Here is a 21,824-nt window from a genome sequence, read left to right as displayed (position 1 = left end):
TAAGGACGATGTTCATAGATGAAACCAGGAGTGTTTATGTTGGCAAAAGTTAAGCGTTCGTTCGCCGCCGCCGTCGTATTGATGTTGGCGCTGCCTGCGGTTCAGGCCGCGGATTACCGTGCGGGCGAGCAATACACCCGGCTGGATAAGCCGGTGGCCGCCGCGCCGGCGGTGGTGGAGTTCTTCTCCTTCTACTGCGGCCCTTGCTATCAGTTCGCCGATACCTATCGCGTAGGCAGTACCGTGGCGCAGGCGCTGCCCGCCGGTGAGAAAGTCACCAAATATCACGTCAGCCTGATGGGCAAACTGGGCAATGAGCTGACCGAAGCCTGGGCGGTGGCGACGGTGCTGGGCGTGGAAGACAAGATTGAAGGGGCGATGTTCGACGCGGTGCAGAAACAGCGCGCCGTCAACGGCGCCGACGATATTCAGCGGGTGTTTACGGCGGCCGGCATCGATGCCGCTACCTATGAAAACGCGCGCCACAGCCTGCTGGTCAAAGGATTGATCGCCAAGCAGAACGAAGCGGTGAAAGCATTCGAGGTGCGCGGCACCCCGTCGTTCTACGTGGCCGGCAAATACAAGATAGACAATGCCGGCATGGCCAGCACCAGCGTTGAAGGCTACGCCAAAGAGTACGCGGCGGTGGTGCGTTACCTGTTGGACAAACAGCCGTAAACCGGGTCGTCAGGGCCCGGTGCTAGCCGCCGGGTCTATTTCGCCGCGGGTAAATCCAGCGCCTGGCGCAGCTCGTCGCGTGCTTGCCGGTACTGCTGCTGGAAATCCTGCTGCTGTGAAAGCTGCTGGCTGATCACGCTGCCGGCGATGCGGCCCATCTCGATATCGGAAGGGTAGTGGATCCCCGCCACCACCCGGTTGTCGCCGTATTGCCAGGCGCGCGTCATGATGGCGGCACGCTTCTCCGGCACCATATTGGCCAGGGTGATGCCCATCAGCGTGCCCAGCGTGGTGTGGCCGGAAGGCCAGGAGCCGGAGCTGGAGCGCTTGACGATCGGCTCGATGCGGCTGTCCAGCATATGCGGGCGCGGGCGCTTCCAGAAATCTTTCGCCGGATCGACCACCGCCGCTTCGGTTGCGACGATGCGATCGAAGAAGGCGCTCACGGCCGGCAACGCTTCGGCGTTGAACTTCGGCCCCATCACGTTGCTGTATACCCAGACGTTCTCTTCCGCATCCGCCTTAGCCTGGCTGGCCATTTCCGGCGTGCGTTTCTGCTGCATGTCGAGCACTTCCCGCAGTTCGCGCTGGGTCTGCGCCGAGTCGTTGGCCGGCGGCGGCGGCAGGATGTGGGTCAGATCCACCTGCTGCGCGGTGGTGAACGGTTGGGCTTCCTCTGCCGCCTGCGCATGGAACGCGGCCAGGGCGCTGGTGGTAAACAAACACAGCGCTAAAATGGATTTCTGCAACGATTTCATCGGGTCATGTCCAGGGAGTCAACGTGAAGGGGGAACAGCCTGTATTTTTGGCGAGGCCTGTGACGATGAGATGACGGTTTCGTGGCGGATTGATGACGTGCGCCCGATGATCTGTGATCGCGGCGCCAAATCCCCCGCTCGCCATTGATTGTGTGTTAACGGATTGTTATGGTGTTTTTCTGTTCAACGGCGCAGCACCGCTGCTGTTTGAAGGGAGAGATCATGACGGCATTGGCAACGCTCCGGGACGTCGGCTTCGAAGAGTGGCTGGGGAAAATCAACACCGCCTGCGGCCGATTCTGCGCGAAAACGTTGGGGCCCGGCTTCAGCGGGGCGATGCAGGAGTTTCGTGCCCATGCCCTGCGCCTGAGCGTGGTCGATGTGTCCCAGGCCCGGCTGTACCGTACGCCGCGTGAAATTGCCCGCAGCGACGGTGCGCACTTTTTCACCGTCATCCAGCTGCGCGGCAGCGCATTGATGGAGCAGGGCGATCGCCAAACGGTGCTCTCTCCCGGCGACATGACGCTGATCGATGCCTCACAGCCCAGCAGTTTCACTTTCCAGCGCGATTCGCGCCAAATCTCCCTGTTGTTGCCGCGCGGCTGCCTGCCGCTGCCGCCGCCTTGCGCTCAGCGTCTGGGAGCCGAGCTCAGCGCGGTGCGCCTCAGCCGCCAGCTGGTGCTGAGCAGCATGCAGGATCCTCAGCTTGCCGCGGCGGAAAGCGAGGCGGTGCTGAATGCGCTGGCGGCGCTGCTGCGTCCGGCGTTGGCGCTCGAGCAGGCGCGGCCGGAGGGGCAGCAACCGGTCTTTGACAAGGCGCTGGCATTGATCGACAGGCATATTCAGTCGGCGCAGCTGCGCCCTGAGTGGGTGGCGGCCGAGTTGGGGGTGTCGTTACGCAGCCTGTATCGGATGTTCGCCCGTCAGGGGCTGGTGGTGGCGCAGTACATCAGGAACCGCAGGCTGGATCTGTGCGCGCAGGCGCTGCGCAGCGCCGCCGGGCAGGAAAAACTGGCCGGCGTCGGCCTCGACTGGGGTTTCACCGATCACAGCCATTTCTCGACCGCTTTCAAGCAGCGTTTCGGCATGTCGCCGAGCGAATACCGTCGTCAGTATCAGTAAATCAGGGCGCGGGCCAGGCCCGCGCCGCTTCACTCAATAGCGGATGCAGACCGATTTCGATTCGGTGTAAGCGTCCAGCCAATCCGGGCCGAAATCACGGCCGCTGCCCGACTGTTTGAACCCGCCGAACGGCATGTTCGGGTCGATCAGCGTATGGGTGTTGACCCACACGGTGCCGGCCTGAATGCGCGGCGTCAGCGCCATCGCCTGCTGCAGGCTGGTGGTCCACAGGCTGGCGGTCAGCCCGAAGTCGGTGTCGTTGGCCTTGCTCAAGGCCTCTTCGGCGCTCGCCACCCGAATCAGGTTGACCACCGGGCCGAACACTTCCTCGCGCGTCAGGTTCAGCCGATCGTCCGGGTTGATCACCAGGGTCGGCGGAATGTAGAAGCCGTTGGCGTCCGGCCCGGCCGCGCCGCCGATAAGCTCAGCGTTTTTCGCCCGGGCGTCGTCCAGGTAGGCCGCCACCTTGTTGCGGTGCGCGAGCGACACCAGCGGGTTGATTTGCGCGCCGGTATCCATCCCCGGCCCGACCGACAGCGATTTCACCGCCTGTTCGAATCCGGCCACCAACCGATCATAAATCGGCGCTTCAATATAAATTCGCGAGCTGGCGGCGCATACCTGCCCCTGATTGAGGAAGCTGCCAAGCATCAGGCCTTCGATCACCTGCTGCGGATCGGCATCTTTCAGCACGATGGCCGGGTTTTTGCCGCCCAGCTCCAGCGTCACGCGGGTCAGGCGATCCGCCGCCGAGCGCGCGATGCTTTTGCCCACCGGGGTGGAGCCGGTAAAGCTGACTTTGGCGATCAGTGGATGTTCGGTCAGCGCTTTGCCGCACACGGTGCCGCGGCCGGTGACCACGTTGAACACGCCCGGCGGCACGCCGGCTTCGCTCGCCAGCTCGGCGATGCGCAGCAGGGTGAGCGGGGTGGTTTCCGACGGCTTGATGACGATGGAGCAGCCCGCGGCCAGCGCCGGCATCACTTTCCACATGCCGATCATCAGCGGGAAGTTCCAGGGCACGATGCCGGCGACCACGCCGATCGGCTCTTTACGGGTATAAACCTGATATTTGGCGCCCGGCGGCATCGGAATAGAGACGTCCAGCGTTTGACCGGTGATTTTTGTCGCCAGCCCGGCGGTGTAACGCATCCAGTTCAGGGTGCTGCCGACTTCGAAAGCGCGGGCGATGTTGATGGATTTGCCCTGCTCCAGGGTTTCGAGCTGCGCCAGCTCTTCGGCGTGCTGCTCCACCAGATCGGCGAAGCGCAGCAGGATACGCTCGCGCTCGACCGGCAGACGCTGCGCCCAGACGCCTTCACTGAAGGCTTTGTGGGCGGACTGCACCGCCAGTGCGACGTCGTGTTCATTGGCGTCGGCGGTGGTGGCGATCTGCTGCCCATTGGCGGGGTTATACACCGCCAGGCGGCCTTCCGCGGCGGACGCGCGCCACTGGCCGTCGATATACAGCCCATGCTGACGATCGAGAAAACGCGATACGCTATCCAGCACGGCTACGGTATTGTCAGACATACATCCTCCGATCAGGCTCATCAGGTTATCGTTAACCCTGCAAGTCTAGATCAGCGGGAAAGCGGCGGCTTTGGTCTGCCTGACATTCGGTTTGTCCTGCGTGTCATTTTGCCGTGACGGAAGGGTAAACCGCGGCCGGCGGGCGCCGGCCGGGAGGGATCACGAGCTCAGGGTCGCCAGACGGGTGGCGAAGCCGAGGAACAGCAGGCCGATGAGGCCGTTGCCGAGCTTCGCCAGGCCTTTCTTGTGATTGAAGAAATGCGCCAGCATCGCGCCGGAGAAGATCAGCGTGCTCATGTAGATAAAGCTGACGGCTTCGAGGATCAGCGCCAAAATGGTGAACGACAGCCCGGTGTGCGCATAGTTGAAATCGATGAACTGCACGAAGAACGACACGTAAAACAGGATCGCCTTCGGGTTGGTCAGGCTCAGCGTCAGCGATTTTCGCAGAATGCTGTGGCCGCCCTCAATCTGCTGCTGTTGCGCCTGCGCCTTCTGCACGAAGGTGGCGTAGAGGATTTTTGCGCCGAGGAACAGCAGGTAAATTGCGCCGAGAAAACGCACCAGGGTAAACAGGAACGGCGTGGTGCGGATCAGCGACGCCACGCCGATATAGGCGCAGAAGATCAGGATCGCATCGCCGATAAACACGCCCAGCGCGGCGGTATAGCCGGCGCGCACGCCGCGCGATATGCCGGTTTTCAGCACGTACAGCGTATTCGGCCCCGGCAGAATGATAATGAAGACCACCCCGGCCAAATAGGTCCATAAATTCAGGACGCCAAAACTCTCTAACACAATAACCTCTCCATGCGCGCAACTAACAGGCAAAAACACTGGCCACGCCCGTGGCCGGCCGCGATCCTAACGCTGTGCAACCGGGTTGGCAACGTAATAAACTTCATGTTGTTGGTTAAAAATTGTCGAAACATTGCTGAAAACGTCGGCGCCGAATTAAAAAGCAAGAGTCGGCGTGTTTCGCCAACGGCCCGTCACTATGCTGGTTAACATCGAAACCGCAGTGAGGAACGGATGATGAAAAACGTAATCGACAGCGCCGATCCGCGCTGGCTGGCGATCGTCAGCCGCGACAAGCACGCCGACGGCCGCTTTATCTACGCGGTGAAAACCACCGGCGTGTATTGCTCGCCTTCTTGCCCGTCACGTCAGCCGAATCGGCAAAACGTGGAGCTGTTCGACGATGCCGAACAGGCGGAAGCGGCGGGTTATCGGCCCTGCAAACGCTGCCGCCAGGGGCTGACGCCGTTGACGGAACAGCATGCGCGGCAGATAGCCGAGGCCTGCCGCTATATCGAACGGGCGGAGAAAGCGCCGTCGCTGCAGACGCTGGCGCGCCACGTCGGGTTGAGCCAATACCATTTCCACCGGCTGTTCAAAGCGATCACCGGCCTGACGCCGAAAGGCTACGCCGACGCGCAGCGCAGCCAACGCTTGCGCACCGGCCTTACGCAGCAGGAAACGGTGACCGACGCGATCTTCGACGCCGGCTATGGCGCCAACGGCCGCTTCTACCAACAAGCCAACGCCGCGCTGGGCATGACGCCGAAGGCCTACCGAGCCGGCGGCAAAGGCATGCGCATTCATTTCGCCGTCGGGCGCTGTTCGCTGGGCGAGATCCTGGCGGCGCAGAGCGAGGTGGGCATCTGCGCCATTCTGCTGGGGGACGATGCGCAGCAGCTGGTGCAGGATCTGCAGGACAAATTCCCCAACGCCGAGCTGATCGGCGGCGACGCGCAGTATGAAGCGCTGATGGCGCAGGTGGTGGGCCTGATTGAAGCGCCGGAGAACGGGTTGGCGCTGCCGCTGGATATTCGCGGCACCGCGTTTCAACAGCGGGTCTGGCGGGCGCTGCAGGCGATACCGGTCGGCGAAACCGTCAGCTATGCCGATATCGCTCGGCGCATCGGGGCGCCCAAAGCGGTGCGCGCGGTGGCCGGTGCCTGCGCCGCCAACGTGCTGGCGGTGGCGATCCCCTGTCACCGGGTGGTGCGCAACGACGGCGCCTTGTCCGGCTATCGCTGGGGCGTCGAGCGCAAGAAAGCCTTGCTGGAAAAAGAGGCGCAGCGATGAGCGGCGCGCTGGCGGCGCGGCTGGCCGACTTGGACTGGGCGGCCATCGAGCGCGAACTCGATGCGCAGGGTTGCGCGCGGTTGCCCAGCGTGCTCAGCCAAGAGCTGTGCCGCGAGCTGGCGGCGCTCTACCCGCAGGATGCGCACTTCCGCAGCCGCGTCGTGATGGAGAAGCACGGTTTTGGCCGCGGCGAGTACCGCTATTTCACCTATCCGCTGCCGTCGCCGGTGGCCGAAGCGCGCAGCCTGATGTATGCGCGGCTGGCGCCGGTGGCCAACCGTTGGAACGCCTTATTGGGCCTGGCGGTGCGTTATCCCGCCGACCATGAGGTTTACCTGGCCGAATGCCACCGGGCCGGCCAACGGCGGCCGACGCCGCTGCTGTTGCGTTACGAAGCGGGAGATTACAACTGCCTGCATCAGGATCTGTACGGCGAGCGGGTGTTTCCGCTGCAGGTGGCATTTTTGCTCTCCGCCCCCGAGCGGGATTTCACCGGCGGCGAATTCGTGCTGACTGAACAGCGGCCGCGGATGCAGAGCCGGCCGGAGGTGGTGCCGCTGCAGCAGGGCGACGCCGTGGTGTTCGCCGTGCATCATCGGCCGGTGGCGGGAGTGAAAGGCTACTATCGGGTCAATCTGCGCCACGGCGTCAGCCGGATACGCGCCGGCCAACGCCACACGCTGGGGGTGATCTTTCACGACGCGCTATAGCTTGCGCGCTAGCAGGGTGGCGAAGCGCAGCGAGATGCGGTTGCCGTTGGCGTCGGTCTTGTGCAGTTGGCCGACGTCCTCGTTGTATTTGAGGATCTCCCAGTCGCGATAATAATGCTTCAGCTCACCCGGGCTGAAGGTGAACGGGAACGGCAGCGGGCAGGGATAATCCTCGGTATCCATCGCCGCCACGATCAGGTTATGGCCGCCGCGCACGGTGCTGTCCTGCATGTTTTGCACGATAGGCGGGATCTGCTGCCGCTCGAGGAACATCATTACCACGGTGGACAGGATGAAGTCGTAGTCGCCGCTGAAGCGATGGGTATTGAGATCCTGCACCCCGGCACTCAGGCGGGTCAGCTGCTCGGCGTCGACGATCTGGTGGAGGCGGGCTATCGACGGCGCATGCTTGTCCCAGGCGGTGACGTCGAAACCTTTCAGATTGAGATAGAGCGAATTGCGCCCGCCGCCGCAGCCCAGATCCAGCGCCTTGCCCGGCGCGATGCGCGCCGCCGCTTCGATCACTTCGGAGTGGGTGCGCGTCAGTTCGTATTTCTTGTGGTAGTAATCTTCCGGCGTGCAGTAAAACGCCAGCCGGCAGGTCATGTCGTCCGAAAAGGAAACGATGCGATGCCACTGCTGCGGTGCGATAAACGGCGGCTGGCTTTCGGGGCTGAACTGCCAGGTCTCGGTGGTGGCGCCGTCTTCGGTCATCATGGCGAACGTCAGGTTCCCGCTCAGTACGGTGAGCTTCGCCCAGGTGCCGCTCTGGGTGTTGTGGCGCTGGCGGAAGGCCGCCGGCAGCGTGTCGCTGTTCCATTCTGGCAGGGTTTTATAGCAAAGCAGCTGCTGCTCCATAGGGGCCTCCTCTGGCTGGGCAAGCAAAGTGATTTATATGATGTATATAAAATACATCTTTATCGATCGTTTGAACATAGTGGCCTGACGGAAAGGCGCGGCGGTATCTTTATACTGGATTGTGCGCGGCGGCTGGGCTAATTTCAGTGCTGTTCATGTCATCACGTTCAGGGAAAAGATGCCGATACTTCGTTTATTCCACCCGACGCCCTTCCGTTGGCTAAGCCTGGCCGCGCTGCTGGCGCTGGCGGGCTGTACCAGCAAAACCACCACCACGGCACCGGCGGCGCGCCCCGCCGACGTCAAAGCCCGGCTGATGATGCTGATCCCGGCCAACGCCGGCGATCGGCAGGGCTGGGCTACCGATATTACCGCTGCCTTCGCCGCGCAGGGCATCGAGCCGAGCGATGAGAACCTGTGTTCGGTGCTGGCGGTGACCGAACAGGAGTCGACGTTCCAGGCTAACCCGCAGGTGCCGGGGCTGCCGAAGATCGCTTGGAAGGAGATCGACCGCCGCGCCGATCAGATGCACATCCCGAACTTTTTGGTGCACACCGCATTGAAGATTTCGTCGTCGAACGGCCAGAGCTACAGCGAGCGGCTGGATAAGGTGCGCACCGAGAAGGATCTGAGCGATATCTTCGATGACATGATCGACCGCGTGCCGATGGGGCAGAAGCTGTTCGGCCATTTAAATCCGGTACATACCGGCGGCCCGATGCAGGTGAGCATCGCCTTCGCCGAGGCGCACGCCAAAGGGTACCCTTATCCGGTCGACGGCTCGATTCGCCGCGAAGTTTTCAGCCGGCGCGGCGGTATGTACTTCGGCATTATGCATTTGCTGGGGTACCCGGCCGATTACAGCCGGCCGATTTACCGCTTCGCCGACTTCAACGCCGGCTGGTACGCCAGCCGCAACGCGGCGTTCCAAAACGCGGTCAGCCGGGCGAGCGCCATTCCGCTGGCGCTGGACGGCGATCTTATCGATTTCGGCAGCGACAAGCCCGGTTCGACCGAGCTGGCGGTGCGCACGCTCGGCAAGCGCCTGAACATGAGCGACAGCGCCATTCGCCGGGCGCTGGAGAAAGGCGACACGGCCGGCTTTGCCGACACCGAGCTGTATAAGAAGGTCTATGCGCTGGCGGGCGGCAAGCTGCCGCGTGAGATGCTGCCGGGTATCCAGTTGGAGAGCCCGAAAATCACCCGCAAGCTGACCACCGCCTGGTTCGCCAAGCGGGTGGACGAACGCCGCCAGCGCTGCATGGCGCGCGCCGGCGGGTAACGGCATAAAAAAACGCCGCCGGTTTCCTGAACCACCGGCGGCGCGATCGCGCATCAGGCGCTGCGACGCGGGTTGGTCAGGCCAAAGTTAAAGCTGTTGCAGCGGTTACAGAACTCTTTCATCACCGGCGGCGTGTCCATCATCGGCACTTTCACCTCGATAAACGCCAGCCGATCCTGCCGCGAGGCGTGTTCCAGGGCCATTTCCAGCTGTTGCGTGGTTTCCACCGCCACGCTGAACGGCTGCGCCTGGGTATTCAATACCGCCGGCAGTTTGGCGTAGTCCCACGGGCTGATGTCGTTGTAAGACGAGTTTTCGCCGAGGATATAGCGTTCAATGGTGTAGCCGTCGTTGTTGATCAGGAAGATGATCGGCTTTTGCTCGCAGCGCAGCAGGGTAGACACTTCCTGCGCGGTGAGCTGGAAGGAGCCGTCGCCGATGAACAGCAGGTGGCGGCGCTCCGGCGCCGCCATCAGGGTGCCGAGCAGCGCCGGCAGGGTATAACCGATCGAGCCCCAAATCGGTTGGTTGACCACCTTGACGCCCCCTGGCATGCGCATGCCGCCGATGGCCGCGCCTGAGGTGCCGTTTTCCACCACTACCACGTCATCCGCCTGGATGAAGCGTTGGATGCGTCGCCACAGATAGGCCTGGTCGATAGGCGCGTCGCTCGGCGTCGCCAGCTTCTCACGGGGATCGGCCAGCGGTGATAAACGCTGCGCCGGCGCGTCTTCGCTCAGATCCAGCAGTGCCTGCAGCAGATCCGCCGTCGCTACCGCTGGGTAGGAGGTGTTGTCCAGTTTCATCGAAAACGGCTGAATATCCACCTGAGCGGCGGCGGGAATTTGCTGCGAGAAATAGCCGGTGGTGGAGTCTACCAGACGTACGCCGAAGCTCAGCACGCAGTCCGAGTGGGCCATGTGTTCATACAGTTCGGGGCGCGACAGATTGCCGCTGTAGCCGCCCATCCAACCGGCGGTGTTTTCCGGGATAATGCATTTGGCGGTGGGCATATTGGTCAACGGAATGGCAAAACGATGAGCGACGGCGATAACCCGCTGCTGCAGCTGATAGCGATCCACCATTTGGTCGACCAACATGATTGGGCGCTGTGCGCGTTTGATTTTGGTTAACAGCGCCATCGCTGCTAATTGCACATTGTATTTATCGCTGGCCGGCAACTGCGGCGCCGCTGCGGCTGCGGTGATTTCAATTTCGACGTCGCAAATATCGGAAGGCAGCTGTAAATAGACCGGTTTCTTCTCTATCCAGGCGCGGGAAATAACGCGCGGAATTTCCTGCGCGGCATTTTCCGGCGTAATCAAGGCTTGAGCAACGGTGAATTGTTTAAAACAGTTCATGACGTTGTCGAAATTGCCGTCGCCCAGGGTATGGTGCAATAGCTGATGATTCTTCATCGCGTGCAGCGGCGGCGTGCCGGCAATGCAGATCACCGGCGAGGATTCGGCATAGGCACCGGCGATGCCGGACAGCGCGGCCAGATCGCCAACGCCGTAGGTGACGATCAGCGCGCCGGCGCCTTTCATTCGGGCGTAGCCGTCGGCGGCGTAGGAGGCGTTCAATTCATTGCAGTTGCCGATAAACGCCAATCGGTCGTCGCTTTCCAGCAGCTCCAGCAGGCTGAGGTTATAGTCGCCGGGCACGCCGTAAATACGATCGACGTTCAGGGCGTGAAGCTGTTGCAGAATGAATGACCCGATAGTTATTTTCATTGATTGCTCCGGATTATTTATCTTTATTTTGTCAGGCGAAAATCAGCAAAAATAAATTGCTGGCGATGTTGTGTCGTTAGCATTAACAGTTATTTAAAGCGTCGACTTGTTCAAGATAGGGTTGGCAGCCGAAAAATGGGCGGTTTGTATTCGGCGCTTTACGCGATTGAGTAATACATAAAAAGTAGGGGTATTGCGTATTGGCGTGCGGCGGTATTTTTCCTTGATGGTATATCGACAGAAAAGCGGCGGCGCATTGGCATTTATCGTGATGCATGGCGAATCATCCGGTACTTTTGACGCCGCGTTAAATCCCATTGAGCGGCGTAACGCTTTTTGCCTGGGAAAGAAAAGCAGAACCTGGCGTAAAGGGGGATTTTGGTGATCCGACGCACGCTTATTTCATGAAATCACCTTGTAACCAATCAAAAACAAAAAATTAACAACGATCGTTTTTTGTCCGCCTTTTTTCGTCAGCTTTGCTTTACGGGCCTGCAGTGCGCGCCACGCCGGGCCGGCATTAAAATGTGCCGTCACGGCGTTAATATAACGTGGTGGTCATCACATTCCGTGGGAAGTGATACGTAAACTTTTCTCTACGTGCGCGCAGATGGCGTATACCTACCAGAGGGGCTGATGTCCCAACGGTGCTGGCCTGTGGGGGAAACTGCGATGAAAAACTATCGACATATTCTGGTACTGATTCATGATGAGCGCGATGGGCTGCCACTGCTGCGTCAAACGGCAGCGATGGTGCGCGGGCTGCCGATCGCCCTCACCGTTGGCCACCTTAACGCCGACTACGCCGAGCTGGAGTACGGCAGCGATGCGCGGGTCAAAGACCGCCAGGCGCAGGAGGTGATCGCCGCCAAGGCGATGCTGAGCCGGCTGGTGAGCGCCGTCGATGCGCCGGTCGCGGTCAAGGAGATCGTCACCATTCGGCGCTTTAAGGACGTGAGCGATTTCATTCACCGGGCCGGCATCGATCTGGTGGTGGTCGGGCACCAAAATCGCCTGTTCGGCCTCTATTCCTCATATTCCCTGGAGTTTGTGAACCGTCTCGATGTCGATGTGTTGGTCAAGCACCTTGCCCGCGAGTAGCATGCGACAAAGCGGACTTTTCCCACGGCTTTGCCGCCCTAAAGGCGATACCATGCGGATATCGGTACAGTTTGTTATGAATTATTGGCAATTTTCCGGTGCTAAGCTTAACCAAAGCACAACGGACGTTGGATAAATTAGATACAGCTTGATCTTGCCTGGGCTATCGGTAAAAATCTGCGGCCGTATTTTTACAGGAGCTTTACGATGTTTCTCAAACGGACTCTTTTGGCATGTTCTCTGGCGTTGATATTTCCTGCACTGCCTTCTTACGCTGAGGTTGGTACAGAAAGTGGCAATACCGCGCAGGCTGAAAAACCGGGTCTATGGCAGCGTTTTACCGATAACGTGGCGGAGACCTGGAACAACTCGCCTAACCACGATCTCTATATTCCGGCCATCACCTGGCACAACCGTTGGACTTACGATGATGAACATATCGATAAGTACAACGAGCGCCCGTGGGGGGCCGGTTACGGTATCTCCCGCTACGACAGCGACGGTGACTGGCACGGCATCTACATCATGGCGTTCAAGGATTCCTTCAACAAGTGGGAGCCGATCGGCGGCTACGCCTACGAGAAGATCTGGCGCCCGCTGGATGACAAGGATTTCCGCCTGGGGCTGGGCTTCACCGCCAGCGTCACCGCGCGTGACAACTGGAAATACATTCCTATCCCGGCACCGCTGCCGCTGGCCTCTATCGGCTATCAGCGGCTGACGTTCCAGGCGACCTACATTCCCGGCACCTATAACAACGGCAACGTGTTCTTCGCCTGGCTGCGCTGGCAGTTCTAAATTTCCTGAATTCCGAAAAACGGCGCGGCGGCGAGATAAAAGGAACTTGTCGCCGCCGGCGGCGTCGGAAGGGTATCCCGGCGCGCTGCGCCGATCGCATGCCGTTATTACAGGAGTTTTACCACTATGATCACCAAACATCGTTTACTGCTGGCCTTGGCGCTGTCCGCTACCCTGGCTAGCGGCGCCACTCAGGCTGCCGGGCTGATGGATTCCCTCAGCAGCGCGGCGGGCGAACTGAGCAAGTCGGGCGGCGACAGCAGCGGCGGCATGTCGCTCTCCTCGCTGACCGGCCTGTTGAACGGTGGCGACAAGGCGTTGAGCTCCAGCAGCATGACCAATGCCGCCGGTATCCTGCAGTACTGTGTGAAAAACAACGTGCTGTCGGCTAACGGTGCCGAAGGGGTGAAAGATCAGCTGCTCAGCAAGCTGGGCATCACCAGCACCGAAAACGCCAAGAGCCAGGATTATCAGCAGGGCCTGGGCGGCTTGCTGCAGACCGGCGAAGGCAAGAGCCTGGATCTGAACAGCCTGGGTACCTCGCAGATCACCGAGAAGGTGAAGCAAAAAGCTTGCGATCTGGTGCTGAAACAGGGCAAATCCTTTATTTCATGATGAACGAACGGCGGAGCGCTCCGCCGTTCTTTTTGCATAAGCTGGAAAAATGAAAAAAACGTTGATGCTTTCCCTGTTGGCAGGGATGACGATGTTGCAGGGGTGTTCCGTGAAATCCAACGATGCGCCGCCACCGCCGCAGGTGAAACCGATCGGCATGGCGAACCCGGCCGACGTGTATTGCACCCAAATCGGCGGCAAGCTGAATGCCAAAGAGAACGCGGCAGGCCAGTATTCCACCTGTACCTTGCCGAGTGGGCAGGAAATTGAAAGTTGGGAACTGTTCCGCCGCGATCACCCGGTGAAAAAGTAACCCTCGCGGCGCCGGCGCTTCCACCCGGCGCCCGATCAGAATTGGCGATCCCCTATCGACTGCAGCTGCAGGCTGCCGTCTTTTTGTAGCGTCAGCGGCATGCGCCAATCGCTCTGTTTATCCAGGTTGAACGGCCGGGAGCGGAATATGCAGCCGGTCTTGATGTTCTTGATTTTCATGACGTGTTCCGCGTCCGCATTGATTTTCACCTCGAAGCTGCCGGCGGGCGGAATAAAGACTTCCGCCAGCTGCTGCGGCGCCGTCGGCGTTTCCAGCTTGACCAGCACCGCGAAATCGTTGCCCTGATTATCCAGCGTCAGCCGATGCAGACCGGTTGCGGGCAGCCGCGTCGGCTGATGCAGATAACCGGCTGAGGCGGGCCATGGCTGCCCGGCATTGTCGTGCAGCGGCCCCCCGCACTGTTCACGCGCCTCGCGCAGCGGCATTTCGCGCTTTATCGCGCGGTTGTAATCGGTGGGGGCGGCGAGGCTGAATTCATCGTCATACTGGTGGGCGCGCAGATAGCGCTTGGCACCGAGCACCGCGATGGCGACCAGCATAAAGAACAAAAATATCCTCAGGCGATTTTTAAAAATCAGCCCGAACAGCTTCCCGGGGAGTTGAAACAGCCACCTTGCGATCGTCAATAACATCGTTTTCCCTTTACGCCCAAGCCGTTACGTCTGCGGTAACTTCGCTTGCCACAGTATAGCCAAAGCGTTGCCATCGGGCGGCATACGCCATGAAATTCCCGTTTTTTTACCCCAAACCTTCCTCTAGCAACAACAGCAGCAGGAAGCCGGCAAAGAACATCGCGGTGGCGAACGGTGTCTCTTTCCCGCCCTCATGCGCTTCGACCAGCAACTCCTCGGTCACCAGGTAGAGCAGGGCGATCAGGCCAAAGGCCAAAAAGGCGGTCAGCCAAAATGTGCCCAGCATGGCCACCGGCGCCCCCAGCAGGCCACCGATGGGCAGCAGCAGCGCCAGGCCGACTATCGCCGCCATGGCACGCAGCCGCCTGCCGAGAAAGTCTTTCAAATCGCCGACGATCGATAATCCGAGGAACAGCACTTCCAGCGTTAACGCCAGCGTCAACAGCAGGCCGGCTTTGGCGCCGGCCGCGAAGGCAATGCCCAGCACCAGCCCATCGATAAAGATATCGACGCCGACCGCGGCGATAAAACCGACCGGCCCCTGCGCTTTTTCACCCAGCCGCCGAACCAGCAGCATTAACAGCACCCCCGCAGCGCCGCCCAGCAACACCGCCACAGGCGACTGCTGCTTGAGATCGGGCAGGATTTCGGTGGCGGTGGCGGCGAAAACGATGCCGGCGGTAAAGTGATGGATGACGCGCATTGCGGCGTCACCGGGGCGGCGATAGAGCGCCACCGCTGCGCCGACGACGGTGGCTGCGGCGGGAAACAGCGTATAAAGCACGGCGGAGGTCATCGCGTCATAATCCCTTATTGGTGATGTCGCTTTGAGTCTAGACGAGCGCCGCCGCTTAGGCGTGGCGAAAAAAGTGATTGTTCGATTGTGTACGTTTATGTACATTTGTGATCACTTTAGCGCCGCCGGATCCATGCGATGTCCAAACTGTTACCGAATGAACGCCACCAGGCCATTCTCGACACGCTTCGCCAACAGGGGCGGGTACTTGCCCTGGAGATGGCGCAGCGGCTGAATACTACCGAAGCCACCATCCGCCGCGATCTGCGCCAGCTGGCGGCGCAGAACCTGTGCAAACGTATCTATGGCGGTGCGCTGGCGCCGACGCCGGCCGAAGGCCCCGTTGCGGCGCGCATGGCGCTCAGCGGCGATGAGAAACTGGCGCTGGCGCAGACCGCGCTGAGGGTGATCGGCGAAGAACAGCTGATTTTCCTCGATGCCGGCAGCACCCACCTGCATTTGGCGGAGCTGTTGCCGCGCGATCGGCGTTTGACGGTGGTGACCAATGCGTTGAGTATCGCCGGTAAAATGCTGGAGCGGCCGGGGATCCGCACCATCCTGATCGGCGGCGAGCTGGATGCGCAGGTCGGTGGCTGCGTGGACGCCAAGGCGGCGGAAGAGATCGACGGTTTCCATTTCGATCTGGTGTTCACCGGCATCTGCGCCTACGACCCGGCCGGCGGTTTTTCGGCGCTGAACTATCAGGACGCCACGTTCAAAAAGCGGTTGCTGACGCGCGCCGGCAGCGTGGCGGTGCTGTGTACCCGCGACAAACTCAATACCTATGCCCCTTACCCCTTCCTGCCCGCCGGGCGGGTGGATCATCTGGTGACGGCGCGCGGCGCGCACCCGCAGCTCGAGCTGCAGGTGGCGCAGGGCGGCGGCCAGGTCTGGCACAGCGATTTATCGACCGGAGAATGATGATGAAAATTGCCCATGTTGCCCTGTGGAGCCAGGACATCGACGCGCAGCTGGCGTTCTGGCAGCGCTATTTCAACGGTGAAGCGGGGGAGGAGTATGTCAGCCGCAACCGGCCGGGGTTCGTTTCACGTTTCGTCAGCCTGGCGGCCGGGCCGTCGCTGGAGATCATGCGCGTGCCGACGCTGTTGCCGGCGCAGGCGCAGGAGCAGGAGGAGCGGGTCGGTTGGGCGCACATCGCGCTGTCGCTGGGGGATGAGCGGCAGGTCGATAGGTTGGCGCAGCGCGCACAGCAGGAGGGCATTTTGCTGTCCGCGCCGCGCTGGACCGGCGACGGCTTCTATGAGGCCGTCATTCGCGATCCGGACGGCAATGCGATCGAAATTACCGCCTGATCACTCTTCTTCGATGCTGGCGAACTGCTCACCCAGATAGTCGAGCAGCAGCCGCACCGCCGGCAGCAGGCCGCGGCGCGACGGGTAGACTGCGTGCACCACGCCGCCCTGCGGCTGCCAGCCCGGCAACAGTTGCACCAGCTCGCCGCGCAGCATGTCGTCGCGCATCATCATCGCCGGTAGCTGAACGATGCCGGCGCCGGCGATGGCGGCGGTGCGCAGCATCAGCATGTCGTCGGTGACCAGCCGCGGCGTGTGTTCCCACTCTACCCGTTCACCCTGTGGGCCGGTCAACCGCCATTGGTGCTGACCGCGCGCCGGGCCGAGATCGAGCGTCGGGTATTTACGCAGGTCTTCCGGCGTGTGCGCCGGCCCGAGGGTGCGCACCAGCGCCGGGCTGGCGGCGACGCACCAGGTGCGCTGCGCCAGGATCTTCAGCACCAGATCGCTGTCTTCCAGCGGCGGCGGCCGCACGCGGATCGCCAGATCCAGCCCTTCCCCCACCACGTCCACCCGGCGGTTGGTGGCTTCCAGATGTACCGTCACCTTGGGGTAATCGGCCATAAAAGCCGCCACCATGCTGCCGACGCGGGTGTGCAAGATCGCCACCGGGCAGGACATGCGCACCGTGCCGCAGGGCTCGGCGCGGGTCTGCTCGATCGCTTGCTGCGCCGCTTCCGCTTCCACCAACATCGCCTTGCAGTGTGCGTAATAGGTTTGGCCGACCTCGGTCACCGAGAAACGCCGCGTCGAGCGCTGGATCAGGCGCACGCCCAACCGCTCCTCTAGCAGCGCCACGCGGCGGCTGAGCTTGGATTTGGGAATGCCCAGCGCCCGGCCGGCGGGGGCGAATCCCTGGTGATCGACCACGCTGGCGAAGAAAAACAGATCGTTCAGGTCGGTCAGCATCGTATCCCTTATCGTTCTATCAGTAGAACGCTGAGTGTACATCTTGCCTACTACTGCAGCAAACCCCGACGGATTAAACTTCTGACATCAACTTAAGGCCGTGAGGCCTGAAACGGGAGTTCAAGATGAAAAAAATCCTCGGTATTCACAACAGCCCGGAAGCACATTGGGTCGGTAACGGTTTCCTGGTGAATTCGCTGTTCTCTTATAACGATTTGGGGGCGGAAATGAGCCCGTTCCTGCTGCTGGATCACGCGGCGCCAACCAAATTCCGTTCCGCCTCCGGCACTCGCGGCGTGGGTCAGCACCCGCATCGCGGGTTTGAAACGGTGACCATCGTCTATCAGGGCGAAGTGGAACACCGCGACTCGACCGGCAGCGGCGGGGTGATTGGCCCCGGCGACGTCCAGTGGATGACCGCCGCCTCCGGCATTCTGCACGAAGAGTTCCATTCACGGGATTTCTCGCGCAAGGGCGGCACCATGGAAATGGTGCAGCTGTGGGTCAACCTGCCGGCCAAAGACAAAATGGCCGAGCCGGGTTACCAGACGCTGTTGAACGCCGATATTCCGGTGGTTCCGCTGGCGGACGGCGCAGGGCAGGTGCGGGTGATCGCCGGTGACTTTGGCGGCCACGCCGGCCCGGCACGCACTTTCAGCCCGCTCAACGTGTGGGACATGAAGCTGAATGCCGGCCACACCACCACGCTGACGGTGAAAGAAGGCCATACGCTGGCGCTGGTGATGCTGCACGGTGCGATCCTGGTCAACGGCGAAGACGTGGTGCGCGAAACCCAAATGGTGCGTTTCGACCGGGCGGGGGATTCGATCACCATCGAAGCCAACAACGACGTCGCACTGCTGGTGCTGAGCGGCGAACCGATCGATGAGCCTATCGTCGGCTACGGCCCGTTCGTCATGAACAGCGACGCGGAAATCCAGCAGGCGTTCCGCGATTTCAACAGCGGTAAGTTCGGCAGCATGAACGCCGAAGCGAGCGCCGGTTGAACTTTGGCGCCTGGGGCGGGCCGTGTTCCCCGGCTCAGGCGCTACACTTAAACCTCAACGCCCCGCCGCCAGGCGGGGCGTTTCATCCGCAACATCAACCCCACAGGAGTAAAACCATGACTGCAAACTACAAGCGCCTCGACAAAGACCAGGCCGCCGTATTGCTGGTGGATCATCAGGCAGGGCTGCTTTCGCTGGTGCGTGATATCGATCCCGATCGGTTTAAAAACAACGTGCTGGCGCTGGGTGATTTAGCGAAATACTTCAACCTGCCGACCATCCTTACCACCAGTTTCGAAAACGGCCCCAACGGCCCGCTGGTGCCGGAACTGAAAGCCCAATTCCCCGATGCTCCCTTCATTCCTCGCCCTGGCCAGATCAACGCCTGGGACAACGACGACTTCGTCAAGGCGGTAAAAGCCACCGGCCGCAAGCAACTGATCATCGCCGGCGTAGTAACCGAAGTGTGCGTGGCATTCCCGGCGCTGTCGGCGCTCAATGAAGGTTTCGAGGTCTTTGTGGTGACCGACGCCTCCGGCACCTTCAATGAGTTGACGCGTCAGTCGGCCTGGAGCCGCATGGAGGCCGCCGGCGCGCAGTTGATGACCTGGTTCGGCGTCGCCTGCGAGCTGCACCGCGACTGGCGCAATGACATCGAAGGGCTGGGCGCGCTGTTCTCCAACCATATCCCGGACTACCGCAATCTGATGACCAGCTACAACACGCTGACGAACGGCAAGTAACGCGACGGCCCTTTACCCAACCTTTCGCCTTTCATCACGTTAGACGCGGGATGTAAGCAAAACGTAGCGGGGCGAAAAGGTAGCGAAAAGCGGCTTTCTCATGGGCCGGGGGCGGGGTAGCGTAATCCCGAACCCGGCAAATGAGGCTAATTCAATGAAACAAGCAATCAAGATCCTGGCGCTGCCCTGCATGGGCATGGCGCTGTTGTTCAGCGCGAGCGCGATGTCGGCCCCCGAGGCGCCTGCGGCCAAAGCGTTGCCGCCTGTGGCGGATGAACCGATGCGCATGCCGCCTTTCCCGGGGGGGCACCCGCCCAAACCGGGGTTCTGCCACGGCGGCGAACTGTTCTGCGCCACCTCGGCCAGCGACAATCCGGTGGAAACCATCAACAAACTGACGGCGGTGATCCCGGCGGGTAGCGCCAAGCATTACGAGGTGCGCGTCGCGGTGGTAGCCGTGCCTGACGCCCCGCCTGCGCGTTAACGGGCCACATCATCCCGCTCTGGTTCGCATGCCCAAGGCGCGTTAGGCTAAGGCGAGCGTTTTTCGGGAGGCGGGATGACCCCTTTATCACATCTGCCTTATCTCCAGCCCGGCGATCGCGCGCTGTTGTTCGACGGCGAATGTAATCTGTGTCACGGGCTGGTGAGGTATCTTATTCGCGCCGATCGGCAGCGGCGCATTCTGTTGGCGACGGTGCAATCCGCCGAAGGGCAGGCGATCCTGCAGGCGCTGGGATTGCCTACCGATCGTTTCGATTCCGTGGTCTATGTTGAGCAGGGGCGCTGTTGGCTACGTTCGGCGGCGTTGTTTCAGGCGCTGCGTCAAGTGGGATGGCCGTACCGCGTACTGGCGCTGGCGCGTTACCTGCCGCCGCGACTGGCGGACAAGGTCTATGATGCGGTCGCCGGCAATCGCTACCGGCTGTTTGGCCGCAACGACGGCACCGGCCTGCCGGGCACCGATCAGCCCGGGCGTTATCTGCCCCGGCGGCAGGAACCGCCGGCCTGAGCTTTACGCTTCTTTACCATCCAACCGCTTGAAATATCAACACTCCAGCTCCATATAATGGAACGTTCAGCCAACAAGGAGCGCGTATGGGAATCAGTGAAGAAGAGCACATCCGCCGTTTGACCCAGGAGAAGAACGACATGGGCAATACGGCGAAATGGGTGGCGATCGTTTCCGCCGTGTACTTTGCCTTGATGGTGTTTTACGGCCACCCGACCGGCGTGTTGGCGATGTCGGGCGCGGTGTTCATCGTGTCTACCACCACCTGGTTGAAAAAGCGTCAGAAGGTCAAATCTTACCGCATGGCGTTGGCCAAAATCAGCGACGATCAACCCTGATAGTCGCCGCGCTTTAGCGTATACACCAGGCTCGGCGCTGCGCCGGGCACGTCATCCAGCGTATCCACCCGCCGTAAACCGACCTTTTCCAATACTCGCCACGAGGCCTGATTCTCCGCACGTACAATGGCGGAAATCTCCTCCAGCGCCAATCCGACAAAACCGTATTGCAGCGAAGCCCGCGCCATCTCGGTGGCCAATCCCATGCCCCAGACGCGAGTATCGAAGCGATAGCCGAGGTTCACGGTGCGGTGCGCCCCGAGCGCTTTCCGGGACAATCCGCCAAAGCCGATAATCCAATCCGGCCGTTCGCGCAGAGCGATCGCCCAGGAACCGTAACCGTGTTGTTGCCACCCGGCAATCCTCTCGTGCAGCACCGATGCGGCCTGCGCTTCGCTGGTGAGTGGGCCGGCGGGATTGAAACGCTGCGTTTGCGGATCGCCAAAGATGGCGTAGAAACGTGCGAGGTCCGCCATTACCGGTGGGCGCATCTGCAGGCGTTCGCTGAAGAAAGGGGTGGCAGGATTAAAGCTTGTCATCGTTTCTCTCCGCTGGATAAATGAACAGTGTTCACTGTAGACCAGATTGGCGAAACGGGAAATCCCCCTCTGCGGGTGAGAGGGGGAGAGGGCATTACAGGAAGGAGTCGTCGTCGTCGCTGTAATCGTCGTCGGCGTAGTCCGTGTCGTCCTGATAGTTGGCGTTCTGGAAGCCGTTGTCCTGGTTCAGGAAGCTGCCACCGTCGCCGTTGTTGAAGGTATCAAGGTTGTTGGAGGCGTCGAAATTGCGCATCGTGCTGTCGTCCAGCGGCGCCGGGGTTTCTTCGATAATATTCACGATTTCCTGCGGCTGCGAATGGCGGAACATGCCGGTCAGCATATCGGCCAATACCACGCCGCCGGCGACGCCCGCTGCCGTTTGCAAGGCGCCGCCCAGGAAGCCGCCGGCACGTGAAGGCGCCGCCTGCTGCGGTTGGGCATAGGCCGGTTGCTGAGGCTGTTGCTGCGCGTTGTTCCAGGCCGCCGTATTTTGCTGCTGCGCCTGATACTGTTCGCGCGGGCTTGGCGTGCGGCTGCCGCCGCCAAACAGACCGGCCAGGAAACCGCCGCTGCTTTGCTGGCCGTGGGCGGTTTGCTGCAGCTGCGCGACCTGGGCTTCCAGATCTTTGACCCGCTGGTCCATCTGCTTGAGCGCTGCTTCCTGAATGATCATCGCCTGCGCCATGTAATAAGGGGCGGAAGGCTGCTCGCGAATATGCTGGTTGATTTGCTGCTCTGCCTGGAGATCCCGTGGGCCCGTCTTGGTCTCGGCTTCTTTCAGGCGGCCAAACAGACCATCGATAAGGCGTTGTTCTTCGGATTGCATAGGCGTACCTCGGGAGATAAATAACGTTGCTGGATGATGACTATCATCGGTAACAATCACCCTAGCGCGTTTACATGAACCAATAAATAAATGGCG

Annotated in this window: 26 protein-coding genes; 16 read left to right on the top strand and 10 right to left on the bottom strand. The window is 61.1% G+C overall.

What is annotated here, in order from left to right; translation table 11 throughout:
• Nucleotides 1-36: 36 nt before the first annotated feature.
• Nucleotides 37-678 (top strand): DsbA family protein, encoded by a 642-nt coding sequence (locus tag ACJ8J5_RS21945; RefSeq protein WP_043135553.1) that lies wholly within the window; start codon nucleotides 37-39, stop codon nucleotides 676-678.
• 35 nt (nucleotides 679-713) lie between these two features.
• Here the strand turns inward: ACJ8J5_RS21945 and ACJ8J5_RS21940 are convergent, their stop codons facing one another.
• The gene (locus ACJ8J5_RS21940; protein WP_060447665.1) at nucleotides 714-1,436 is read right to left on the bottom strand and encodes an acid phosphatase; all 723 of its coding nucleotides are present in this window, start codon (nucleotides 1,434-1,436) and stop codon (nucleotides 714-716) included.
• Between the two features lie 222 nt (nucleotides 1,437-1,658).
• On the opposite strand from ACJ8J5_RS21940, the gene feaR reads away from it, so the two are divergent.
• Complete coding sequence (feaR, locus tag ACJ8J5_RS21935) at nucleotides 1,659-2,558, top strand: transcriptional regulator FeaR (protein WP_261127942.1); 900 nt, start codon at nucleotides 1,659-1,661, stop codon at nucleotides 2,556-2,558.
• Between the two features lie 33 nt (nucleotides 2,559-2,591).
• On the opposite strand, the gene ACJ8J5_RS21930 is transcribed toward feaR, so the two are convergent.
• Nucleotides 2,592-4,091 carry an aldehyde dehydrogenase family protein gene (locus tag ACJ8J5_RS21930; protein ID WP_025301690.1) on the bottom strand — a complete coding sequence of 500 codons (1,500 nt, stop codon included), beginning with the start codon at nucleotides 4,089-4,091 and terminating at the stop codon, nucleotides 2,592-2,594.
• Between the two features lie 159 nt (nucleotides 4,092-4,250).
• Nucleotides 4,251-4,889, bottom strand: coding sequence for a leucine efflux protein LeuE (gene leuE / locus ACJ8J5_RS21925; protein WP_004940625.1), 639 nt, complete (start codon nucleotides 4,887-4,889; stop codon nucleotides 4,251-4,253).
• Between the two features lie 237 nt (nucleotides 4,890-5,126).
• On the opposite strand from leuE, the gene ada reads away from it, so the two are divergent.
• Complete coding sequence (ada, locus tag ACJ8J5_RS21920) at nucleotides 5,127-6,182, top strand: bifunctional DNA-binding transcriptional regulator/O6-methylguanine-DNA methyltransferase Ada (protein WP_099817533.1); 1,056 nt, start codon at nucleotides 5,127-5,129, stop codon at nucleotides 6,180-6,182.
• Nucleotides 6,179-6,892: a 2OG-Fe(II) oxygenase gene (locus ACJ8J5_RS21915; RefSeq protein ID WP_147823613.1), complete on the top strand. Its 714-nt coding sequence runs from the start codon at nucleotides 6,179-6,181 to the stop codon at nucleotides 6,890-6,892. The genes ada and ACJ8J5_RS21915 overlap by 4 nt, the downstream gene beginning before the upstream one ends.
• Here the strand turns inward: ACJ8J5_RS21915 and tehB are convergent.
• A complete protein-coding gene (tehB, locus tag ACJ8J5_RS21910) occupies nucleotides 6,887-7,750 on the bottom strand; it encodes an SAM-dependent methyltransferase TehB (RefSeq protein WP_147823614.1) in 864 nt (287 codons plus the stop codon). The genes ACJ8J5_RS21915 and tehB overlap by 6 nt on opposite strands.
• Nucleotides 7,751-7,928: 178 nt before the next feature.
• Between tehB and ACJ8J5_RS21905 the strand changes: the two genes are divergently transcribed.
• Entirely contained in the window at nucleotides 7,929-9,032 is a 1,104-nt protein-coding gene (locus ACJ8J5_RS21905) for a DUF1615 domain-containing protein (RefSeq protein WP_197770055.1), read from the top strand.
• A gap of 53 nt (nucleotides 9,033-9,085) precedes the next feature.
• Here ACJ8J5_RS21905 and ACJ8J5_RS21900 read toward each other — a convergent pair whose 3' ends face one another.
• Nucleotides 9,086-10,765: an alpha-keto acid decarboxylase family protein gene (locus ACJ8J5_RS21900; RefSeq protein WP_060432528.1), complete on the bottom strand. Its 1,680-nt coding sequence runs from the start codon at nucleotides 10,763-10,765 to the stop codon at nucleotides 9,086-9,088.
• Nucleotides 10,766-11,437: 672 nt separating this feature from the next.
• Between ACJ8J5_RS21900 and ACJ8J5_RS21895 the strand changes: the two genes are divergently transcribed.
• The 4 genes from ACJ8J5_RS21895 to ACJ8J5_RS21880 all read left to right on the top strand — a co-directional run bounded on the left by ACJ8J5_RS21895 (nucleotide 11,438) and on the right by ACJ8J5_RS21880 (nucleotide 13,592).
• Nucleotides 11,438-11,866 carry a hypothetical protein gene (locus ACJ8J5_RS21895; RefSeq protein ID WP_060432529.1) on the top strand — a complete coding sequence of 143 codons (429 nt, stop codon included), beginning with the start codon at nucleotides 11,438-11,440 and terminating at the stop codon, nucleotides 11,864-11,866.
• A gap of 207 nt (nucleotides 11,867-12,073) precedes the next feature.
• Entirely contained in the window at nucleotides 12,074-12,664 is a 591-nt protein-coding gene (gene pagP / locus ACJ8J5_RS21890) for a lipid IV(A) palmitoyltransferase PagP (RefSeq protein ID WP_025301698.1), read from the top strand.
• A 126-nt stretch (nucleotides 12,665-12,790) separates the two neighbouring features.
• Entirely contained in the window at nucleotides 12,791-13,279 is a 489-nt protein-coding gene (locus ACJ8J5_RS21885) for a DUF2501 domain-containing protein (RefSeq protein ID WP_015376789.1), read from the top strand.
• A gap of 49 nt (nucleotides 13,280-13,328) precedes the next feature.
• Nucleotides 13,329-13,592 (top strand): putative hemolysin, encoded by a 264-nt coding sequence (locus tag ACJ8J5_RS21880; RefSeq protein ID WP_004940597.1) that lies wholly within the window; start codon nucleotides 13,329-13,331, stop codon nucleotides 13,590-13,592.
• A 35-nt stretch (nucleotides 13,593-13,627) separates the two neighbouring features.
• On the opposite strand, the gene ACJ8J5_RS21875 is transcribed toward ACJ8J5_RS21880, so the two are convergent.
• A complete protein-coding gene (locus ACJ8J5_RS21875; RefSeq protein ID WP_414104805.1) occupies nucleotides 13,628-14,245 on the bottom strand; it encodes a hypothetical protein in 618 nt (205 codons plus the stop codon).
• Nucleotides 14,246-14,351: 106 nt separating this feature from the next.
• Nucleotides 14,352-15,041, bottom strand: a complete 690-nt coding sequence (locus tag ACJ8J5_RS21870) for a transporter (protein WP_060432530.1) — start codon at nucleotides 15,039-15,041, stop codon at nucleotides 14,352-14,354.
• 138 nt (nucleotides 15,042-15,179) lie between these two features.
• Here ACJ8J5_RS21870 and ACJ8J5_RS21865 point away from each other — a divergent pair, with 138 nt between their 5' ends.
• Together ACJ8J5_RS21865 and ACJ8J5_RS21860 are read left to right on the top strand one after the other, a co-directional pair.
• Nucleotides 15,180-15,962 carry a DeoR/GlpR family DNA-binding transcription regulator gene (locus ACJ8J5_RS21865; protein WP_060432531.1) on the top strand — a complete coding sequence of 261 codons (783 nt, stop codon included), beginning with the start codon at nucleotides 15,180-15,182 and terminating at the stop codon, nucleotides 15,960-15,962.
• A 2-nt stretch (nucleotides 15,963-15,964) separates the two neighbouring features.
• Complete coding sequence (locus tag ACJ8J5_RS21860; RefSeq protein ID WP_060432532.1) at nucleotides 15,965-16,354, top strand: VOC family protein; 390 nt, start codon at nucleotides 15,965-15,967, stop codon at nucleotides 16,352-16,354.
• Here ACJ8J5_RS21860 and ACJ8J5_RS21855 read toward each other — a convergent pair whose 3' ends face one another.
• Nucleotides 16,355-17,263, bottom strand: a complete 909-nt coding sequence (locus ACJ8J5_RS21855) for a LysR family transcriptional regulator (protein ID WP_033634044.1) — start codon at nucleotides 17,261-17,263, stop codon at nucleotides 16,355-16,357. It lies immediately after the preceding gene.
• Nucleotides 17,264-17,388: 125 nt separating this feature from the next.
• On the opposite strand from ACJ8J5_RS21855, the gene ACJ8J5_RS21850 reads away from it, so the two are divergent.
• From ACJ8J5_RS21850 to ACJ8J5_RS21830, 5 genes are all read left to right on the top strand, one after another.
• Nucleotides 17,389-18,270 carry a pirin family protein gene (locus ACJ8J5_RS21850; protein ID WP_016928920.1) on the top strand — a complete coding sequence of 294 codons (882 nt, stop codon included), beginning with the start codon at nucleotides 17,389-17,391 and terminating at the stop codon, nucleotides 18,268-18,270.
• A gap of 116 nt (nucleotides 18,271-18,386) precedes the next feature.
• Nucleotides 18,387-19,013, top strand: a complete 627-nt coding sequence (ycaC, locus tag ACJ8J5_RS21845; RefSeq protein WP_025301704.1) for an isochorismate family cysteine hydrolase YcaC — start codon at nucleotides 18,387-18,389, stop codon at nucleotides 19,011-19,013.
• Between the two features lie 154 nt (nucleotides 19,014-19,167).
• Nucleotides 19,168-19,497 (top strand): hypothetical protein, encoded by a 330-nt coding sequence (locus ACJ8J5_RS21840; protein WP_127146275.1) that lies wholly within the window; start codon nucleotides 19,168-19,170, stop codon nucleotides 19,495-19,497.
• 75 nt (nucleotides 19,498-19,572) lie between these two features.
• Complete coding sequence (locus tag ACJ8J5_RS21835) at nucleotides 19,573-20,025, top strand: thiol-disulfide oxidoreductase DCC family protein (RefSeq protein ID WP_025301706.1); 453 nt, start codon at nucleotides 19,573-19,575, stop codon at nucleotides 20,023-20,025.
• Nucleotides 20,026-20,111: 86 nt separating this feature from the next.
• Nucleotides 20,112-20,363 carry a hypothetical protein gene (locus tag ACJ8J5_RS21830; protein WP_025301707.1) on the top strand — a complete coding sequence of 84 codons (252 nt, stop codon included), beginning with the start codon at nucleotides 20,112-20,114 and terminating at the stop codon, nucleotides 20,361-20,363.
• On the opposite strand, the gene ACJ8J5_RS21825 is transcribed toward ACJ8J5_RS21830, so the two are convergent.
• Nucleotides 20,354-20,902: a GNAT family N-acetyltransferase gene (locus ACJ8J5_RS21825; RefSeq protein WP_127146274.1), complete on the bottom strand. Its 549-nt coding sequence runs from the start codon at nucleotides 20,900-20,902 to the stop codon at nucleotides 20,354-20,356. The genes ACJ8J5_RS21830 and ACJ8J5_RS21825 overlap by 10 nt on opposite strands.
• A 94-nt stretch (nucleotides 20,903-20,996) precedes the next feature.
• Nucleotides 20,997-21,728 carry a DUF2076 domain-containing protein gene (locus ACJ8J5_RS21820; RefSeq protein WP_127146273.1) on the bottom strand — a complete coding sequence of 244 codons (732 nt, stop codon included), beginning with the start codon at nucleotides 21,726-21,728 and terminating at the stop codon, nucleotides 20,997-20,999.
• Nucleotides 21,729-21,824 lie beyond the last annotated feature (96 nt).

Origin of the sequence: Serratia sp. CY43202 (assembly GCF_052168755.1) — a bacterium.
In the GTDB taxonomy this organism is placed as follows: Bacteria; Pseudomonadota; Gammaproteobacteria; order Enterobacterales; family Enterobacteriaceae; genus Serratia; species Serratia bockelmannii.
Note: the sequence above shows the minus strand (reverse complement) of the source record. Positions and strands in the feature narration are given on the sequence as shown.

Excerpts from the sequence above, each read along its gene's own strand:
- ACJ8J5_RS21945 (WP_043135553.1), top strand. The coding sequence starts at position 37 with ATGTTGGCAAAAGTTAAGCGTTCGTTCGCCGCCGCCGTCGTATTGATG.
- ACJ8J5_RS21940 (WP_060447665.1), bottom strand. The coding sequence starts at position 1,436 with ATGAAATCGTTGCAGAAATCCATTTTAGCGCTGTGTTTGTTTACCACC.
- feaR (WP_261127942.1), top strand. The coding sequence starts at position 1,659 with ATGACGGCATTGGCAACGCTCCGGGACGTCGGCTTCGAAGAGTGGCTG.
- ACJ8J5_RS21930 (WP_025301690.1), bottom strand. The coding sequence starts at position 4,091 with ATGTCTGACAATACCGTAGCCGTGCTGGATAGCGTATCGCGTTTTCTC.
- ada (WP_099817533.1), top strand. The coding sequence starts at position 5,127 with ATGAAAAACGTAATCGACAGCGCCGATCCGCGCTGGCTGGCGATCGTC.
- ACJ8J5_RS21915 (WP_147823613.1), top strand. The coding sequence starts at position 6,179 with ATGAGCGGCGCGCTGGCGGCGCGGCTGGCCGACTTGGACTGGGCGGCC.
- tehB (WP_147823614.1), bottom strand. The coding sequence starts at position 7,750 with ATGGAGCAGCAGCTGCTTTGCTATAAAACCCTGCCAGAATGGAACAGC.
- ACJ8J5_RS21905 (WP_197770055.1), top strand. The coding sequence starts at position 7,929 with ATGCCGATACTTCGTTTATTCCACCCGACGCCCTTCCGTTGGCTAAGC.
- ACJ8J5_RS21900 (WP_060432528.1), bottom strand. The coding sequence starts at position 10,765 with ATGAAAATAACTATCGGGTCATTCATTCTGCAACAGCTTCACGCCCTG.
- ACJ8J5_RS21895 (WP_060432529.1), top strand. The coding sequence starts at position 11,438 with ATGAAAAACTATCGACATATTCTGGTACTGATTCATGATGAGCGCGAT.
- pagP (WP_025301698.1), top strand. The coding sequence starts at position 12,074 with ATGTTTCTCAAACGGACTCTTTTGGCATGTTCTCTGGCGTTGATATTT.
- ACJ8J5_RS21885 (WP_015376789.1), top strand. The coding sequence starts at position 12,791 with ATGATCACCAAACATCGTTTACTGCTGGCCTTGGCGCTGTCCGCTACC.
- ACJ8J5_RS21880 (WP_004940597.1), top strand. The coding sequence starts at position 13,329 with ATGAAAAAAACGTTGATGCTTTCCCTGTTGGCAGGGATGACGATGTTG.
- ACJ8J5_RS21875 (WP_414104805.1), bottom strand. The coding sequence starts at position 14,245 with ATGTTATTGACGATCGCAAGGTGGCTGTTTCAACTCCCCGGGAAGCTG.
- ACJ8J5_RS21870 (WP_060432530.1), bottom strand. The coding sequence starts at position 15,041 with ATGACCTCCGCCGTGCTTTATACGCTGTTTCCCGCCGCAGCCACCGTC.
- ACJ8J5_RS21865 (WP_060432531.1), top strand. The coding sequence starts at position 15,180 with ATGTCCAAACTGTTACCGAATGAACGCCACCAGGCCATTCTCGACACG.
- ACJ8J5_RS21860 (WP_060432532.1), top strand. The coding sequence starts at position 15,965 with ATGAAAATTGCCCATGTTGCCCTGTGGAGCCAGGACATCGACGCGCAG.
- ACJ8J5_RS21855 (WP_033634044.1), bottom strand. The coding sequence starts at position 17,263 with ATGCTGACCGACCTGAACGATCTGTTTTTCTTCGCCAGCGTGGTCGAT.
- ACJ8J5_RS21850 (WP_016928920.1), top strand. The coding sequence starts at position 17,389 with ATGAAAAAAATCCTCGGTATTCACAACAGCCCGGAAGCACATTGGGTC.
- ycaC (WP_025301704.1), top strand. The coding sequence starts at position 18,387 with ATGACTGCAAACTACAAGCGCCTCGACAAAGACCAGGCCGCCGTATTG.
- ACJ8J5_RS21840 (WP_127146275.1), top strand. The coding sequence starts at position 19,168 with ATGAAACAAGCAATCAAGATCCTGGCGCTGCCCTGCATGGGCATGGCG.
- ACJ8J5_RS21835 (WP_025301706.1), top strand. The coding sequence starts at position 19,573 with ATGACCCCTTTATCACATCTGCCTTATCTCCAGCCCGGCGATCGCGCG.
- ACJ8J5_RS21830 (WP_025301707.1), top strand. The coding sequence starts at position 20,112 with ATGGGAATCAGTGAAGAAGAGCACATCCGCCGTTTGACCCAGGAGAAG.
- ACJ8J5_RS21825 (WP_127146274.1), bottom strand. The coding sequence starts at position 20,902 with ATGACAAGCTTTAATCCTGCCACCCCTTTCTTCAGCGAACGCCTGCAG.
- ACJ8J5_RS21820 (WP_127146273.1), bottom strand. The coding sequence starts at position 21,728 with ATGCAATCCGAAGAACAACGCCTTATCGATGGTCTGTTTGGCCGCCTG.